This window comes from Mesorhizobium sp. M0761, assembly GCF_040320205.1.
In the GTDB taxonomy this organism is placed as follows: Bacteria; Pseudomonadota; Alphaproteobacteria; order Rhizobiales; family Rhizobiaceae; genus Mesorhizobium.
Genome location: NZ_JAMYPF010000010.1, coordinates 98,045 through 110,797 on the forward strand (window position 1 = coordinate 98,045; position 12,753 = coordinate 110,797).

The 12,753-nt window shown below is 62.4% G+C and carries 14 protein-coding genes and 1 pseudogene; 4 read left to right on the forward strand and 11 right to left on the reverse strand.

Annotated elements, in window-relative coordinates; translation table 11 throughout:
* Positions 1–29 precede the first annotated feature (29 nt).
* A complete protein-coding gene (locus NKI32_RS18090) occupies positions 30–1,280 on the reverse strand; it encodes a Zn-dependent hydrolase (protein ID WP_023690832.1) in 1,251 nt (416 codons plus the stop codon).
* A 69-nt stretch (positions 1,281–1,349) separates the two neighbouring features.
* Positions 1,350–2,678: an omega-aminotransferase AptA gene (gene aptA / locus NKI32_RS18095; protein ID WP_353003094.1), complete on the reverse strand. Its 1,329-nt coding sequence runs from the start codon at positions 2,676–2,678 to the stop codon at positions 1,350–1,352.
* Between the two features lie 255 nt (positions 2,679–2,933).
* Here aptA and NKI32_RS18100 point away from each other — a divergent pair, with 255 nt between their 5' ends.
* Positions 2,934–3,563, forward strand: a complete 630-nt coding sequence (locus NKI32_RS18100; RefSeq protein ID WP_023697053.1) for a TetR family transcriptional regulator C-terminal domain-containing protein — start codon at positions 2,934–2,936, stop codon at positions 3,561–3,563.
* 9 nt (positions 3,564–3,572) lie between these two features.
* Here the strand turns inward: NKI32_RS18100 and NKI32_RS18105 are convergent, their stop codons facing one another.
* Positions 3,573–4,445, reverse strand: coding sequence for a helix-turn-helix transcriptional regulator (locus NKI32_RS18105; protein WP_353003095.1), 873 nt, complete (start codon positions 4,443–4,445; stop codon positions 3,573–3,575).
* A 99-nt stretch (positions 4,446–4,544) separates the two neighbouring features.
* Between NKI32_RS18105 and NKI32_RS18110 the strand changes: the two are divergent.
* Both NKI32_RS18110 and NKI32_RS18115 read left to right on the forward strand, forming a co-directional pair.
* Positions 4,545–5,385, forward strand: a pseudogene (locus NKI32_RS18110) (SDR family oxidoreductase).
* Entirely contained in the window at positions 5,382–6,104 is a 723-nt protein-coding gene (locus tag NKI32_RS18115) for an SDR family oxidoreductase (protein WP_023804950.1), read from the forward strand. The pseudogene NKI32_RS18110 and the gene NKI32_RS18115 overlap by 4 nt, the downstream one beginning before the upstream one ends.
* A 2-nt stretch (positions 6,105–6,106) precedes the next feature.
* Here NKI32_RS18115 and NKI32_RS18120 read toward each other — a convergent pair whose 3' ends face one another.
* From NKI32_RS18120 to NKI32_RS18145, 7 genes are all read right to left on the reverse strand, one after another.
* Complete coding sequence (locus NKI32_RS18120; RefSeq protein WP_023804949.1) at positions 6,107–6,484, reverse strand: DoxX family protein; 378 nt, start codon at positions 6,482–6,484, stop codon at positions 6,107–6,109.
* 76 nt (positions 6,485–6,560) lie between these two features.
* Entirely contained in the window at positions 6,561–7,019 is a 459-nt protein-coding gene (locus tag NKI32_RS18125; RefSeq protein ID WP_023668206.1) for a carboxymuconolactone decarboxylase family protein, read from the reverse strand.
* Between the two features lie 31 nt (positions 7,020–7,050).
* Positions 7,051–7,569 (reverse strand): RrF2 family transcriptional regulator, encoded by a 519-nt coding sequence (locus NKI32_RS18130; protein ID WP_023668205.1) that lies wholly within the window; start codon positions 7,567–7,569, stop codon positions 7,051–7,053.
* A gap of 109 nt (positions 7,570–7,678) precedes the next feature.
* On the reverse strand, positions 7,679–8,992 hold the full coding sequence (gene preA, locus NKI32_RS18135) for an NAD-dependent dihydropyrimidine dehydrogenase subunit PreA (RefSeq protein ID WP_353003096.1): 1,314 nt from the start codon (positions 8,990–8,992) through the stop codon (positions 7,679–7,681).
* A gap of 57 nt (positions 8,993–9,049) precedes the next feature.
* On the reverse strand, positions 9,050–9,403 hold the full coding sequence (locus NKI32_RS18140; RefSeq protein ID WP_353003097.1) for a hypothetical protein: 354 nt from the start codon (positions 9,401–9,403) through the stop codon (positions 9,050–9,052).
* 109 nt (positions 9,404–9,512) lie between these two features.
* Positions 9,513–9,836, reverse strand: a complete 324-nt coding sequence (locus NKI32_RS31570) for a hypothetical protein (RefSeq protein ID WP_502897961.1) — start codon at positions 9,834–9,836, stop codon at positions 9,513–9,515.
* Positions 9,829–11,196 (reverse strand): NAD(P)-dependent oxidoreductase, encoded by a 1,368-nt coding sequence (locus NKI32_RS18145; RefSeq protein WP_352543034.1) that lies wholly within the window; start codon positions 11,194–11,196, stop codon positions 9,829–9,831. Before NKI32_RS18145 ends, NKI32_RS31570 begins: the two co-directional genes overlap by 8 nt.
* Before the next feature lie 212 nt (positions 11,197–11,408).
* On the opposite strand from NKI32_RS18145, the gene NKI32_RS18150 reads away from it, so the two are divergent.
* Positions 11,409–11,816, forward strand: coding sequence for a hypothetical protein (locus NKI32_RS18150; RefSeq protein WP_353003098.1), 408 nt, complete (start codon positions 11,409–11,411; stop codon positions 11,814–11,816).
* Positions 11,817–11,921: 105 nt separating this feature from the next.
* Here the strand turns inward: NKI32_RS18150 and NKI32_RS18155 are convergent, their stop codons facing one another.
* Positions 11,922–12,641, reverse strand: coding sequence for a gamma-glutamylcyclotransferase (locus tag NKI32_RS18155; RefSeq protein ID WP_353003099.1), 720 nt, complete (start codon positions 12,639–12,641; stop codon positions 11,922–11,924).
* Between the last annotated feature and the right edge of the window lie 112 nt (positions 12,642–12,753).

The following is a 12,753-nucleotide window of genomic DNA, read 5'->3' on the forward strand; positions in this document are numbered from 1 at the left end:
TGAGCGTCGTTTTGAATACAGATCTTAGTTCACGCCACGATCCCCGCTGTCTCTACCACCGCATGGAACAGCACGTCGGCGCCGGCGCCGGCCCATTCCTTGGTGATTTCCTCAGCCTCGTTGTGTGACAACCCGTCAACGCAGGGGCACATCACCATGGCGGTCGGCGCAACGCGGTTGATCCAGCAGGCGTCGTGGCCGGCGCCGGAGACGATGTTGCGGTGGGAATAGCCGAGCCGATCGGCGGCGTCGCGGATCGCCTTGACGCAGCCGGCATCGAAGGTGACCGGATCGAAAGCGCCGACCTGCTCGACCTTGTACTGGATGTCGAGCGCCTCACAGATTGTGTCGATGCCTTCGCGTATGCGCCCATCCATCGCGTCCAGCACTTCCTTCTCGGGCGAGCGGATGTCGATGGTGAAGACGGTGCGCCCGGCGATGATGTTGCGCGAGTTCGGAAACACCTCCATGTGGCCGACCGCGCCGACGGCGTCGGGCTGGTAGTCCATGGCGATCTCGTGCACCAGTTCGATGACCCGAGCCATGCCGAGCCCGGCATTACGGCGCTTGGGCATCGGGGTCGAGCCGGTATGCGCCTCCTTGCCGGTCAGCGTTACCTGCAGCCATTTCAGGCCCTGGCCGTGGGTGACGACGCCAATGTCGATGCCTTCGTCCTCGAGGATCGGCCCCTGCTCAATATGCAGTTCGAAGAAGGCGTGGATCTTGCGATCACCGACTTTCTCGGTGCCTTTCCAGCCGATGCGCTCCAGCTCCTCGCCAAATTTCCTGCCCTGTTTATCAGTGTGCTGATACACGTCCGCCTGATCGAGCACACCGGCGAACACGCCGGACGCCATCATAGCCGGGGCAAAGCGCGAGCCTTCCTCATTGGTCCAGTTGGTAACGACGATCGGATGCCTGGTCTGGATGCCGAGATCGTTAAGCGAGCGAATAATCTCCAGCCCGCCGAGCACGCCGAGCACGCCGTCATATTTGCCGCCGGTCGGCTGCGTGTCGAGGTGGCTGCCGACATAAACCGGCGGCAGGCTGGGATCAGCGCCTTCCCGGCGGGCAAACATGGTGCCCATTTCGTCGAGCCCCATTTCGAGCCCGGCCGCCTCGCACCAGCGCTTGAACAGATGCCGTCCCTCGCCGTCCTCGTCGGTCACGGTCTGGCGATTGTTGCCGCCGGCAATACCGGGGCCGATCTTCGCCATCTCCATGATGGAATCCCACAAACGGTCTGAATTGATTCGCAGATTCTCGCCTGGGGCGGCCATTCAAAGTCCTCTCATTTCATATAACCAACCGGGCGGCGGTTCCCGCCGCCGCCCGACTGGCTGGATAGATTAGTCGATCGCCCTCAGCACTTCTCTGACATGGTCGATCAATTCGTTGATCTGGCCCTTGGTGATGATCAGTGGTGGCGACAGCGCGATGATGTCGCCGGTGGTGCGGATCAGCGCGCCGCGCTCGAACGCCTTGACGAAGGCCGAGAAGGCCCGCTTGGTCGGACTGCCGGCGATCGGCGCCAGTTCGATCGCGCCGATCAGGCCGATATTCCGGATGTCGATGACATGCGGCTCGTCCTTCAGCGAATGCAATGCATCCTCCCAGTAAGGCGCCAGTTCCTCGCCGCGGGTCAGCAGGCCCTCTTCCTTGTAGGTGTCGAGCGTGCCGAGTGCCGCGGCGCACGCAATCGGATTGCCCGAATAGGTGTAGCCGTGGAAGAACTCGATCATGTGCTCGGGGCCGGTCATGAAGGCGTCGTGGATTTCCTTCTTCACGAACACCGCGCCCATCGGGATGACGCCGTTCGAGACGCCCTTGGCGGTGGTCATGATGTCGGGCGTGACGCCGAAATAGTCGGCGGCAAACGGCGCGCCGAGACGGCCGAAACCGGTGATGACCTCGTCGAAGATCAAGAGGATGCCGTGCTTGGTGCAGATTTCGCGCAGCTTCTGCAGATAGCCCTTCGGCGGCAGGATGACGCCGGTGGAGCCGGCGACCGGTTCGACGATGACGGCGGCGATGGTCGAGGCGTCATGCAGGGCAACGATGCGCTCCAGCTCGTTGGCGAGTTCCGCGCCGTATTCCGGCACGCCCTTGGAGAAGGCGTTCTTCTCCGGCAGATGCGTGTGCGGCATGTGGTCGACGCCGCCGAGCAGCGTGCCGAACATCTTGCGGTTGGTGACGATGCCGCCGACCGAGATGCCGCCGAAATTGACGCCGTGATAGCCACGTTCGCGACCGATCAGGCGGGTGCGCGCGCCCTCGCCCTTCACACGGTGATAGGCGATCGCCATCTTCAGCGCCGTTTCGACCGATTCCGAACCGGAATTGGTGAAGAAGACATGGTCCATGCCCTTGGGCGCGAGATCGACCAGGCGGTTTGCCAGTTCGAACACGATCGGGTGTCCCATCTGGAAGGCCGGCGCATAGTCGAGTTCGGCCGCCTGATGCTGGATCGCTTCCGTGATCTTGGGACGGCAATGGCCGGCATTGACGCACCAGAGGCCGGCGGTGCCGTCGAGCACCTTGCGGCCGTCGCTGGTGGTGTAGTGCATGTCCTTGGCGGACACGAACATACGTGGCGCCTGTTTGAACTGCCGGTTCGCCGTGAACGGCATCCAGAATGCGCTGAGATCGTTCGGCGTGACTTTCAGCCGGTTGGGCATGACCAAGACTTCCCCTTGTAACCTGTTTCGGTGCGGCTAACGCTTGGTCTTTCCAAAGCTTGGTCTTTGCTGCGTTTTCATGCTACGCAAATTTTTGACCGATTGGACAAACGTTAGCACCGCCCTGTCGGCGGTCAAGGGATTACTAGCGGAAATGCGGCCTGCGAAGTGCGCTCCACGGGTAAGAGAAAAACTGGTCCAGAGAATTGGTCCAGATGAACCCTGCGGCCAAGGCTTGCAGGGGTGAGCGGCGCCATGGAAGGCTCAGCCCCTCGCCGCACCCGCATCCAGCAGGAAAAGCGCGAACTGATCCTGGAGGCAGCCCTCGAAGTCTTCTCCGCCAACGGCTTTCGCGGTTCGACCATCGACCAGATCGCCGAGGCCGCCGGGATGTCGAAGCCGAACCTGCTCTACTATTTCCGCCGCAAGGAAGACATCCACGAAACGCTGATGGAGCGGCTGCTGGCGACGTGGCTGGCGCCGCTACGTGAACTCGACGACATCGGCGACCCCCTGACCGAGCTCAGGAGCTACATCCGGCGCAAGCTCGAAATGGCGCGTGATTTTCCCAGGGAGAGCCGGCTGTTCGCCAACGAGATCCTGCAAGGCGCGCCGCGCATCATGCCGCTGCTGGCGGGTGAGCTGAAAACGCTGGTCGACGAGAAGGCCAACGTCATCAAGGGCTGGATGCGCGCGGGAAAAATCGCCCGCACCGATCCCTGGCACCTGATCTTTTCGATCTGGGCGACGACGCAGCACTATGCCGATTTCGATGTCCAGGTCCGTGCCGTGCTCGGCGCCGATCGCGGCGGCGACGGCCGCTTCGAGGATGCGGCGCGGTTTCTGGAGCAGTTGTTCATTGATGGGCTGAAGCCGAAGGGCTGACCTTGGGCGTCAGGCGCTGCGGCGCTCCGCCGGCATCGCCTCAAGCAAATTCTGCAGCTTCTCGATCGAATTCTGTTCGGCCAGCGGCGTGTAGACGATCAGCTTCATGTCCGAGCCGTCGTCGATCGACAGGCTCATATGCTCGAACGTCATGGCGCCGGCTCTCGGATGTCGGACATGTTTCACCCCCGACAATCGGCGTGCCACGTCGCGTTGCGGCCACCAGTCGCGAAACTCCGGACTTGAGCGCGTCATAAGCACGATCAGCCGCTCGAAATCCGCATCGCCCACATAGCGGGCGCTTTCCGCCCGGAACGAGGCCAGCACGGTGCGCGCCAATTGCTCCCAGTCAACCAGCAGGCGCCGGTGATGCGGATTGGTGAACACCATGTGGACGATGTTGCGGGCGTCGCCCTCTAGCAGGCCATAATCACCGAACACCGCTACCGCCGCCGGATTCCAGGCCAGCACGTCCCAGCGCCGCCCGACGACATAGGCCGGCTGCAGCACCAGGCTGTCCAGCATATGCATCAGCGGGCCATCGACCTTTTCCGGCGCAGCCACGCGGTTCTCCGGTTGCTGGCGGCCTGCCAGGATGAACAGATGCCGCCTTTCAACGGCGTCGAGGCGCAGCGCTTCGCTGAGCGCCGCTAGCACCTCCACCGAGGGCCTGACCTCGCGCCCCTGCTCTAGCCATGTGTACCAGGTGGTGCCGACGCCGGCGATCATCGCCACTTCCTCGCGACGCAAGCCTGGCGTGCGTCTCCGCAGGCCGGTCGCGATGCCGGTGGCGGACGGCGTCAATCTTTCGCGGCGCGAGCGCAGGAAGGCGCCAAGCTCGCGCCGGCGGCTGTCTTCAGCGGAGTGCGTGGGGGCATCCATGAGAGCTATTATAGCAGTATTGATACCAGGATAAAGTTTGAACTGTTTGGGCTGGGTCAGGCGCCCCATCTTCCATCCAGAGAGATGGAGGCTCTGAATATGGATCTGAAAGACAAGACAATCCTCATCACCGGTTCGACCGACGGCGTCGGCCGTGTCGTCGCGCAAAGGCTGGGCGCCGGTGGCGCGCGCGTGCTGGTGCATGGCCGTGACGCGGCTCGCGGCAAGGCAACCGTCGCAGAAATCGAATCCGCCGGCGGCAAAGCCGAGTTCCTCGCCGCCGACCTCGCCTCGCTAGCCGAGGTCCGCCGCCTTGCCGAGGCCGTACGCGCAAAAAACCGACCGGCTCGACATCCTCATCAACAATGCCGGCATCGGCACGGCCGGCGCCAAGCGACAGCTCAGCGCCGACAGCTTCGAACTGCGCTTTGCGGTCAACTATCTCGCCGGTTTCCTGCTGACCTCGGAACTGCTGCCGCTGCTCAAGGCGAGTTCGCCGGCGCGCATCATCAACGTCGCTTCGGCCGGCCAGCAGGCGATCGATTTCGGCGATGTCATGCTGACACGTTCCTATGACGGCGTGCGCGCCTATTCCCAGAGCAAGCTGGCGCAGATCCTGTTCACCATCGACCTGGCCGGAGAGTTGAAAGGCAGCGGCGTCACCGTCAACGCTCTGCATCCGGCGAGCTACATGAACACCACCATGGTCAAGCAGGCTGGCGTAACCCCATGGAGCTCGGTCGAGACCGGCGCCGACGCCATTCTCAACCTCGCGACATCGCCCGCCCTGGAGGGCCGCAGTGGCCTCTATTTCGATGGCCAAAAGGAATCCCGCGCCGAAGCACAAGCCTATGACGCCAAGGCCAGACAGCAATTGCGAACCCTGAGCCTCGACTTCGTCGGCCAGGCTTCCCCACAATCGAAGGAACAGCATTCATGACCGGCAAGATCGAACACACGGTCGTCATCGGCGGCTCATCCGGCATCGGCCTGGCGACGGCGCGAAAACTGCTTGGCCCGGGCATGAAGGTGACCATCACCGGACGAAACCAGGACAAGCTCACCAGCGCTTGGAAGAGCCTCGGCGGCGCCGCCGAGAAAGCTGCCTTCGATGCTTCGAAGCCGGACGAAGTCCGCCAGTTCTTTGGGGAACTCGGACCGTTCGATCACCTCGTGCTGGCTGCCAGCGGCGGCAAGGGACTTGGGCCGTTCGAAACCCTCGACCTCTCAGACATCGCCGGCGGCGTCGACGAGAAAGTCCGGCCGCAGCTGTCCTGTTTGCAGGCAGCCTTGCCGACGCTCAACAGATCGGGATCGGTCACTTTCATCTCGGCGGTGTCGGCACAATTGTCGGTGCCCGGCGTGGCCGGCATCGCCGCCGTCAACGGCATGCTGTTGACGGTGGTGCCGATCCTGGCGGTCGAACTGAAGCCTCTGCGCGTCAACGTCGTGGCGCCCGGCGTCATCGACACGCCATGGTGGGATTTTCTGGCCGAAGACCAGCGGCAGGCGGTGTTCAGCGAATATGCCGGCAAAACCCCGGTGGGCAGGATCGGCCGCGCCGAAGACGTCGCCGGCGCAATCGCCTTTCTCGTCTCCAACGGCTTCATGACCGGCCAGGTGCTGACCTGCGATGGCGGTTTGCGCTTCGCGGCGTGACCTTACAGCGACTGTGCGATCAGCGTGAGAAAGCCTCCGGCCAGGGCGACGTTGCCGACGAAGCCGTTGATGCGCGAGGCCCGGTCCGGGCCCTGATGGTCCCAGAAATTGTGGAACATCGGCGTCGCGACAATGAGAAACAGCACCAGCACAGCACTGGCGATCGCGGTCCACAGGCCGGCCATCACCAGCGCCCCGGCAACGGTTTGCAGGACGATGCCGGCCCACAACGCCAATCTCGCCTGCGGCACGCCGCGCGCGGCCATCAGCCCGGTCAGGAACGCCTCGTTCTGAACATTGCGCAGGCCGGCGAAAACGAAGGCGCCGCCGAGCAACAGGCGGCCGAGAAACAAAAAGGTCGAAGGCAAATCGACAGGCATGAAATCTTCCCCGTACTTAAGCATGAAACAGGTGGAGCGCCGCCCTTTCCACGGCGCTCCATGACTAACCGGACGGTCAGGCTGCTTTGGCAGCCGGCATCGGGTGAATGGCGTGGAACGGGATGCAGAGCCGGTTCCAGGTGTTGATCATGCCGATCGCGACCGACAGCTTGACCAGTTCCTCTTCCGAGAAGTGCTCTAGCGTGCGGGCATAGAGTTCGTCGGAAACGCCATTGTTGGCGATCAGGGTCGTTGCCTCGGTCCAGGCAAGGGCCGCGCGTTCGCGCTCGGAAAACAGCGGCGATTCCTTCCAGGCCGAAACCAGATAGAGCCGTGTCTCGGTTTCGCCATCGCGCCTCGCCTCGCGGCTATGCATCTCGACGCAGTAGGAGCAGCCATTGATCTGCGAGGCGCGGAGCTTGATCAAATGCAGCAGGCTCACTTCAAGCCCGCATTCGTCGACCGCCTTGTTGAGCGCCGACACGGCTTTCATGATCTCAGGCGCCTTGGCGAAGAATTGCAGTCTCTGTTTCATCGTCTTTCCTTTCACATCTGTTTGCGGGGGATTAAATCTGTTTGGTCGAAGCGGGTTTCTGCGGCCGCTGATGGCGCGCCACAAAGGCACAGCTGGCGGCAAACGATCGCGGATCGCCTTCGGCCTTGTAGTCAGCCACGATGTCGGACAACCGGGTTTCCGCGAGAGCGGCACGATAGGCACGCTCGGCTTTCAGCATCGCGGCATTGATGCCGCACGGCTTCACATAGGCCGAAGCATCGATCTTGACCGGGCCGCGCTGGCGGATCTCGCCGCAGCGGAAGGCCGGCTCGCGACCCTCGACCGCAAGCACGATATCGAGCAGCGTGATGCGCTCGGCCGGACGCGCCAGCCGGTAGCCGCCCGCCGGTCCCGGCACCGATTCCAGGATGCGCGCAGCAGTCAGCTGGTTCAGATGTTTCAGCAGATAGCTCGGCGACAGGCCGAAGGACTCTGCCAAAGCAGCACCCGGTATCGTGCTGTTGCCCTCCACGCTGGCCAGTGTGGCCGCGCAATGGATGGCCGCTTCTACACCCTCGCCCAGTTTCACGATGTTGCGCTCCTATTCATGGATATCTTTTATCCTAGATAGATTTTATCTGCAATAGTAAAATGAAAAACGGCGCTCGAAAGCGCCGCTTTTTTCTTCGACCCGTTCCCTACTCTGCGGCCACCTTGGCCATCGGGTTGTTCGGGTGCGTCGTCCAGTTGGCATAGACCGGCGACACCGGCTTGCCGGTGCGCTGGTCCATGACGCCGGCGGCCAGCGGCTCCATGGTGATGCAGTTCTCGACCGGGCAGACATTGACGCACAGATTGCAGCCGACGCATTCGGCCTCGATCACCTCGAAATGCCTGACGCCGTCGACCATGTTGGTGATTGCCTGGTGCGAAGTGTCCTCGCAGGCGATGTGGCAGCGGCCGCATTTGATGCAGGCGTCCTGGTCGATATGCGCCTTGGCGATGTAATTGAGGTTGAGATACTGCCAGTCGGTGACGTTGGGCGTGGCGCGGCCGACAATGTCGTTGAGCGAGGCGTGGCCTTTCTCGTCCATCCAGTTTTCGAGACCGGCGATCATCTCCTGCACGATCTTGAAGCCGTAAGTCATCGCCGCCGTGCACACCTGCACATTGCCGGCGCCGAGCGCCATGAATTCAGCCGCATCGCGCCAGGTGGTGATGCCGCCAATGCCGGAGATCGGCAGGCCGCGCGTTTCCGGATCGCGGGCGATCTCGGCCACCATGTTCATGGCGATCGGCCTCACCGCCGGGCCGCAATAGCCGCCATGCGAGCCCTTGCCGTCGATGGTCGGCTGCGGCGCGAAACTGTCGAGGTCGACGCCGGTGATCGAGTTGATGGTGTTGATCAGCGACACCGCGTCGGTTCCGCCGGAGAGTGCGGCGCGCGCCGGCTTGCGCACATCGGTGATATTCGGCGTCAGCTTGGTGATGACAGGCATGCGGGTGTTGGCCTTGCACCAGCGCACTACCATTTCGATGTATTCAGGCACCTGGCCGACAGCCGCGCCCATGCCGCGTTCCGACATGCCGTGCGGGCAGCCGAAATTGAGTTCGATGCCGTCGGCTTCGGTCTCCTCGACCACCGGCAGGATCGCCTTCCAGCTTTCCTCGACGCATGGCACCATCAGCGAGACGACGATGGCGCGGTCGGGCCAGTCCTTCTTGACCTGCTTGATCTCGCGCAGATTGACCTGCAAATCGCGGTCGGTGATCAGCTCGATATTGTTGAGGCCGAGCAGGCGCCGGTCCGCCCCCCAGATCGCGCCATAACGCGGGCCGTTGACGTTGACCACCGGCGGACCTTCTTCGCCCAGCGTCTTCCACACGACGCCGCCCCAGCCCGCCTTGAAGGCGCGGATGACGTTGTAGGCCTTGTCGGTCGGCGGCGCCGAAGCCAGCCAGAACGGATTGGGCGATTTGATGCCGACGAAATTGTTTCGAATGTCTGCCATGGGTCTTTCTCCTCTGGCCGTGGCGGGCTTACCGCCACCTCAAAGCGTTGCCTGCGATCATTCCTCGCATCGAAGAAAAACCGATGGCGGTTCGCCTTCGACCGTTACCGTGATCTGGTCCGGATCGCCCTTGCGCGCCTCCAACCCGACCATTCTTTCGTCCATGCGCACGGTCTCGTCCCCGTTGAGATAGACGCTGGCGCATGAAATCCTTGTCTCAACATGATCGCCGCTTGGCGGCCCGGATGTCCATTGGCAGATCGTGTGCTCGCTGAAGCCGACACCGGATGCCTCGACGGACATCCGCTCTTCACCCTTCTGGTCACACCATTGCGTATAGAGCCAATAGTCCGGTGAAGCCGCCGGCATTGCCGCGGTGCCGATGACGGCAGCGAGGATCGGCGCGATCATCGCAGTGCCCGGTTGATCAAGCGGGTCGGCTTTACCGAGGCCAACCAGAACGGATTGGGCGATTTGATGCCGACGAAATTGTTGCGGATGTCGGTCATAACTCTCTCCGCTAGCTACAGATCACAACAAGAGTCATCTGAACTGCTACAGGCTCACTCGAAACGTTTCGGACGACCACCTGCCACACATGGTCGCTAAACGGATAACTTGCCGATACAACTAACGCAGTAGGGTTGGCCGGCGGGATATCAAGCGCGTAACCTCCAGAGATGAGCTCCTCGTTCCCGCACCCAAGCATAGGAGAGAACGCCTCCCCTGCGCGAACGTCCGGTTGATCAAAATATCTGGTCACACGATGAGCCGCCGAGGCGTTGGCAGAAAACAGCAACAGGCTCGTGCTTAAAACTCCAACGAACTTGACGACGTTAGGCATTCCAGCTTCCTCCAGCCAGAGCCCGGTTGATGCTCTCAGCCGCGTCGCGGCCCTGCGCGACGGCCGAGACCGTCAAATCATCGCCGCCGAAAATGCAGTCGCCGCCGGCCCAGACATTGGCGAGCGAGGTTCGCCCTTCCGCATCGACCTTGATGCGGCCGGCTTCGAGGTCGATCGAGGCACCGCTTCCGTTGAGGGCTGCCGGCACAAAACTCTGGCCGATCGCCTTGAACACCTGGTCGGCGGGGAGCGTTAGCGTCTCGCCGGTGCCGGCGAGCTTGTCTCCGTTCATGGCGGTGTATTCGAGTTCGATGCCCGACACTTTGCCGCCTTCGGCAATGACCCGCTTCGGCTGCAGCCAGTGGCGGATGGTGACGCCGTTGGCGGCGGCCAGATCCTGCTCGAACTCGGAGGCGTTCATATGCTCCTGGCCGCGCCGGTAACAGATCGTCACCTCCTCGGCGCCGAGCAGCTTCGACTGCACCGCGGCGTCGATCGCCGTCATGCCGCCGCCGATGACGACGACGCGCCGGCCGACCGGCAGGCTCGCGAGATCGCTGGCCTGGCGTAGCTCGGCGATGAACTCGACCGCATTCACGACGCCATCGGCCTCCTCGCCATCTGCGCGCAGCGCGTTGACGCCGCCAAGTCCCATGCCAAGAAACACCGCATCGTAATTCCGGATCAGGTCCGACAGCTGGTAGTCGCGGCCGAGCGCCCTGCCGTTCTGGATATCGATGCCGCCGATCCCCGTGACATAGTCGACCTCGGCCTGGGCGAAATTGTCGATGCTCTTGTAGGCGGCGATGCCGTATTCGTTGAGGCCGCCGGCCTTCGGGCGGGCTTCCAGAATGGTGACGTCATGGCCCTGGCGGGCGAGCCGGTGGGCCGCGGCAAGACCGGCCGGTCCGGCGCCCACGACGGCGACCGACTTGCCGGTCGATTCAGCGCGCGGATAAAACTGCTTGTGCTCGGCCATGGCGACATCGGTGGCGTAGCGTTGCAGGCGGCCGATCTGCACCGGCTTGCCTTCCGCCACCTCGCGCACGCAGACCTCTTCGCAAAGCGTCTCGGTCGGGCAGACGCGGGCGCACATGCCACCCAGTATGTTCTGGTCGAAAATCGTCTTGGCCGAACCGATCGGGTTGCCGGTCGATATCTGGCGGATGAACAGCGGAATGTCGATCGAGGTCGGGCATGCATTCATGCACGGCGCGTCGTAGCAGAAATAGCAGCGATCGGATTCGACCAGCGCTTCGTGGTGATCGAGCGGCGGATGCAGATCGGAAAAATTCTCGGCGTACTGGTCGGCGGCAAGCCGGCCGCCGGCAATGCCGTCCTTGAACTGGCCTTCTGGCATCGTCAGTTCCCCTGTTTTCGTTTTGGGGAAGGCTAGCACGTTTTATTTTTTTATCAATTGGTCAATTTTCGACCCAAGCCGCTGAAAAGATTAGCTGATAATATGATTTAGTTGCTCATGTTATGAGTGACGGTTGCGTCCTCAAAGAGGGGAGCGCGACAAGCTCCAAGTCGCGGCAAGCTGTTCCAGGCCAGCGCGAAATGATAGGGCGCTTGAGCACGATGCGCGGCTTTCATTCAACGGAGAAGGCGATGACCGATGATAGGGAGACGGCTCACCGGTGGGAGCCCGTGGGAGATTTACCTCTGGCTGCCTGTCAGGTGTGGCGTCTAAAATCCGACAATAACTTTGAGCTGACCGTCGAAGGCGACTTCGGGACATCGGAACGAACTCTCAAGATCGATTTTCAAGGGGTAGTAGCCCTGGCTGCCCATGACGACATGCTGGGACTGACCAAAATCCGTGCGGACACCTCGATCCCATTGATTGGACTCTGGCAGGCAAGCCTCCTACAGGTGGCCGATCCTGCGAGTGGAGAACTCGCACTGGTTGCGATCGACACTTGGCCCGACAGAAGACTGTACGCATTTTCTGCTGCTCAGTCTCGAATGCACGGTTGAGGTCATTGCTCGTGAAGCCACTCCTTCTTGGATCTGATCACCCGGGGAGCGAAACGCCTTGAAACCGCATACGCTCCGGCACAGGCCAAGATTGGTGGCTGTTCGCTACGAAGGTGCCAGCTGTAGGCTGGCATCTGAGCGGCCGCCATGGATCGACCTGATCTCGTCGGCAACCAGTTGCTGCAGCCGCCACAGATTGCGGTCGCGGATGCCGAATTCCTCGAGGTGGCTGACGGTGTTGTAGAGATATTCCGCGCCCGAGCCGACATGGCCGCAGGCTCTGGCAAGCACCCCCGCCACCGTGTCCAGCGGCTGCCCGAGCGACGTTCCCCTGCCGGTCACCCCGACCCAGAAGCCGAGCGCCCGTATCCGGCCCTGCTCCGTGCGCACGGGAACCCACCGGACCGAGCTGACACTCTCATGGTCGTCGATCTCGCGCCGCAGCAGTCTTTCGATCTGCTGCGGCTTGTCGCCGTCGGGCAGGCGGTAGATGACGCCGTCGCATCGGCCACCGCGTTCGAGCGCCATCATCAGCCCCGGCTGCGCGACGCTGCCGCGCCAGCGCACCATGTCGAGGCAGAAGGAGCGGTGCCAGCCGAAAGCGGTGACGCGCTGGCGTTCGACGGATTCGAAAGCCGGCTTCCAGATCAGCGAGCCATAGGCGAACACCCACAAAGGCCCCTCGTCTGCTTCTTCAGACAGCCGCAAGGCTAAGGTCCGGTAATCCTCATCGTTCAGCTGCGTCCAACTGCAGTCGGGTCCGGGATCGACCTCTTCGCGATGACACAGTGACACAAGCTCAGGCGTGAGCGACATAAGGCGCATGAAACGACTACCCCTCGTTTGCCCAAGGAAAGTCGAAAACCGCCGCATGTGCAAGCCGCCGGTGGGCCGAAGTGCGGAACGATGTGTCAACGCAGCCGTTGAATTTTCTCCG

Coding starts and splice junctions, on each gene's coding strand:
- NKI32_RS18125 (WP_023668206.1), bottom strand. CDS start 7,019: ATGAAACAGAGACTGCAATTCTTCGCCAAGGCGCCTGAGATCATGAAA.
- aptA (WP_353003094.1), bottom strand. CDS start 2,678: ATGCCCAACCGGCTGAAAGTCACGCCGAACGATCTCAGCGCATTCTGG.
- preA (WP_353003096.1), bottom strand. CDS start 8,992: ATGGCAGACATTCGAAACAATTTCGTCGGCATCAAATCGCCCAATCCG.
- NKI32_RS18090 (WP_023690832.1), bottom strand. CDS start 1,280: ATGGCCGCCCCAGGCGAGAATCTGCGAATCAATTCAGACCGTTTGTGG.
- NKI32_RS31570 (WP_502897961.1), bottom strand. CDS start 9,836: ATGCCTAACGTCGTCAAGTTCGTTGGAGTTTTAAGCACGAGCCTGTTG.
- NKI32_RS18120 (WP_023804949.1), bottom strand. CDS start 6,484: ATGCCTGTCGATTTGCCTTCGACCTTTTTGTTTCTCGGCCGCCTGTTG.
- NKI32_RS18100 (WP_023697053.1), top strand. CDS start 2,934: ATGGAAGGCTCAGCCCCTCGCCGCACCCGCATCCAGCAGGAAAAGCGC.
- NKI32_RS18115 (WP_023804950.1), top strand. CDS start 5,382: ATGACCGGCAAGATCGAACACACGGTCGTCATCGGCGGCTCATCCGGC.
- NKI32_RS18145 (WP_352543034.1), bottom strand. CDS start 11,196: ATGCCAGAAGGCCAGTTCAAGGACGGCATTGCCGGCGGCCGGCTTGCC.
- NKI32_RS18155 (WP_353003099.1), bottom strand. CDS start 12,641: ATGCGCCTTATGTCGCTCACGCCTGAGCTTGTGTCACTGTGTCATCGC.
- NKI32_RS18140 (WP_353003097.1), bottom strand. CDS start 9,403: ATGATCGCGCCGATCCTCGCTGCCGTCATCGGCACCGCGGCAATGCCG.
- NKI32_RS18105 (WP_353003095.1), bottom strand. CDS start 4,445: ATGGATGCCCCCACGCACTCCGCTGAAGACAGCCGCCGGCGCGAGCTT.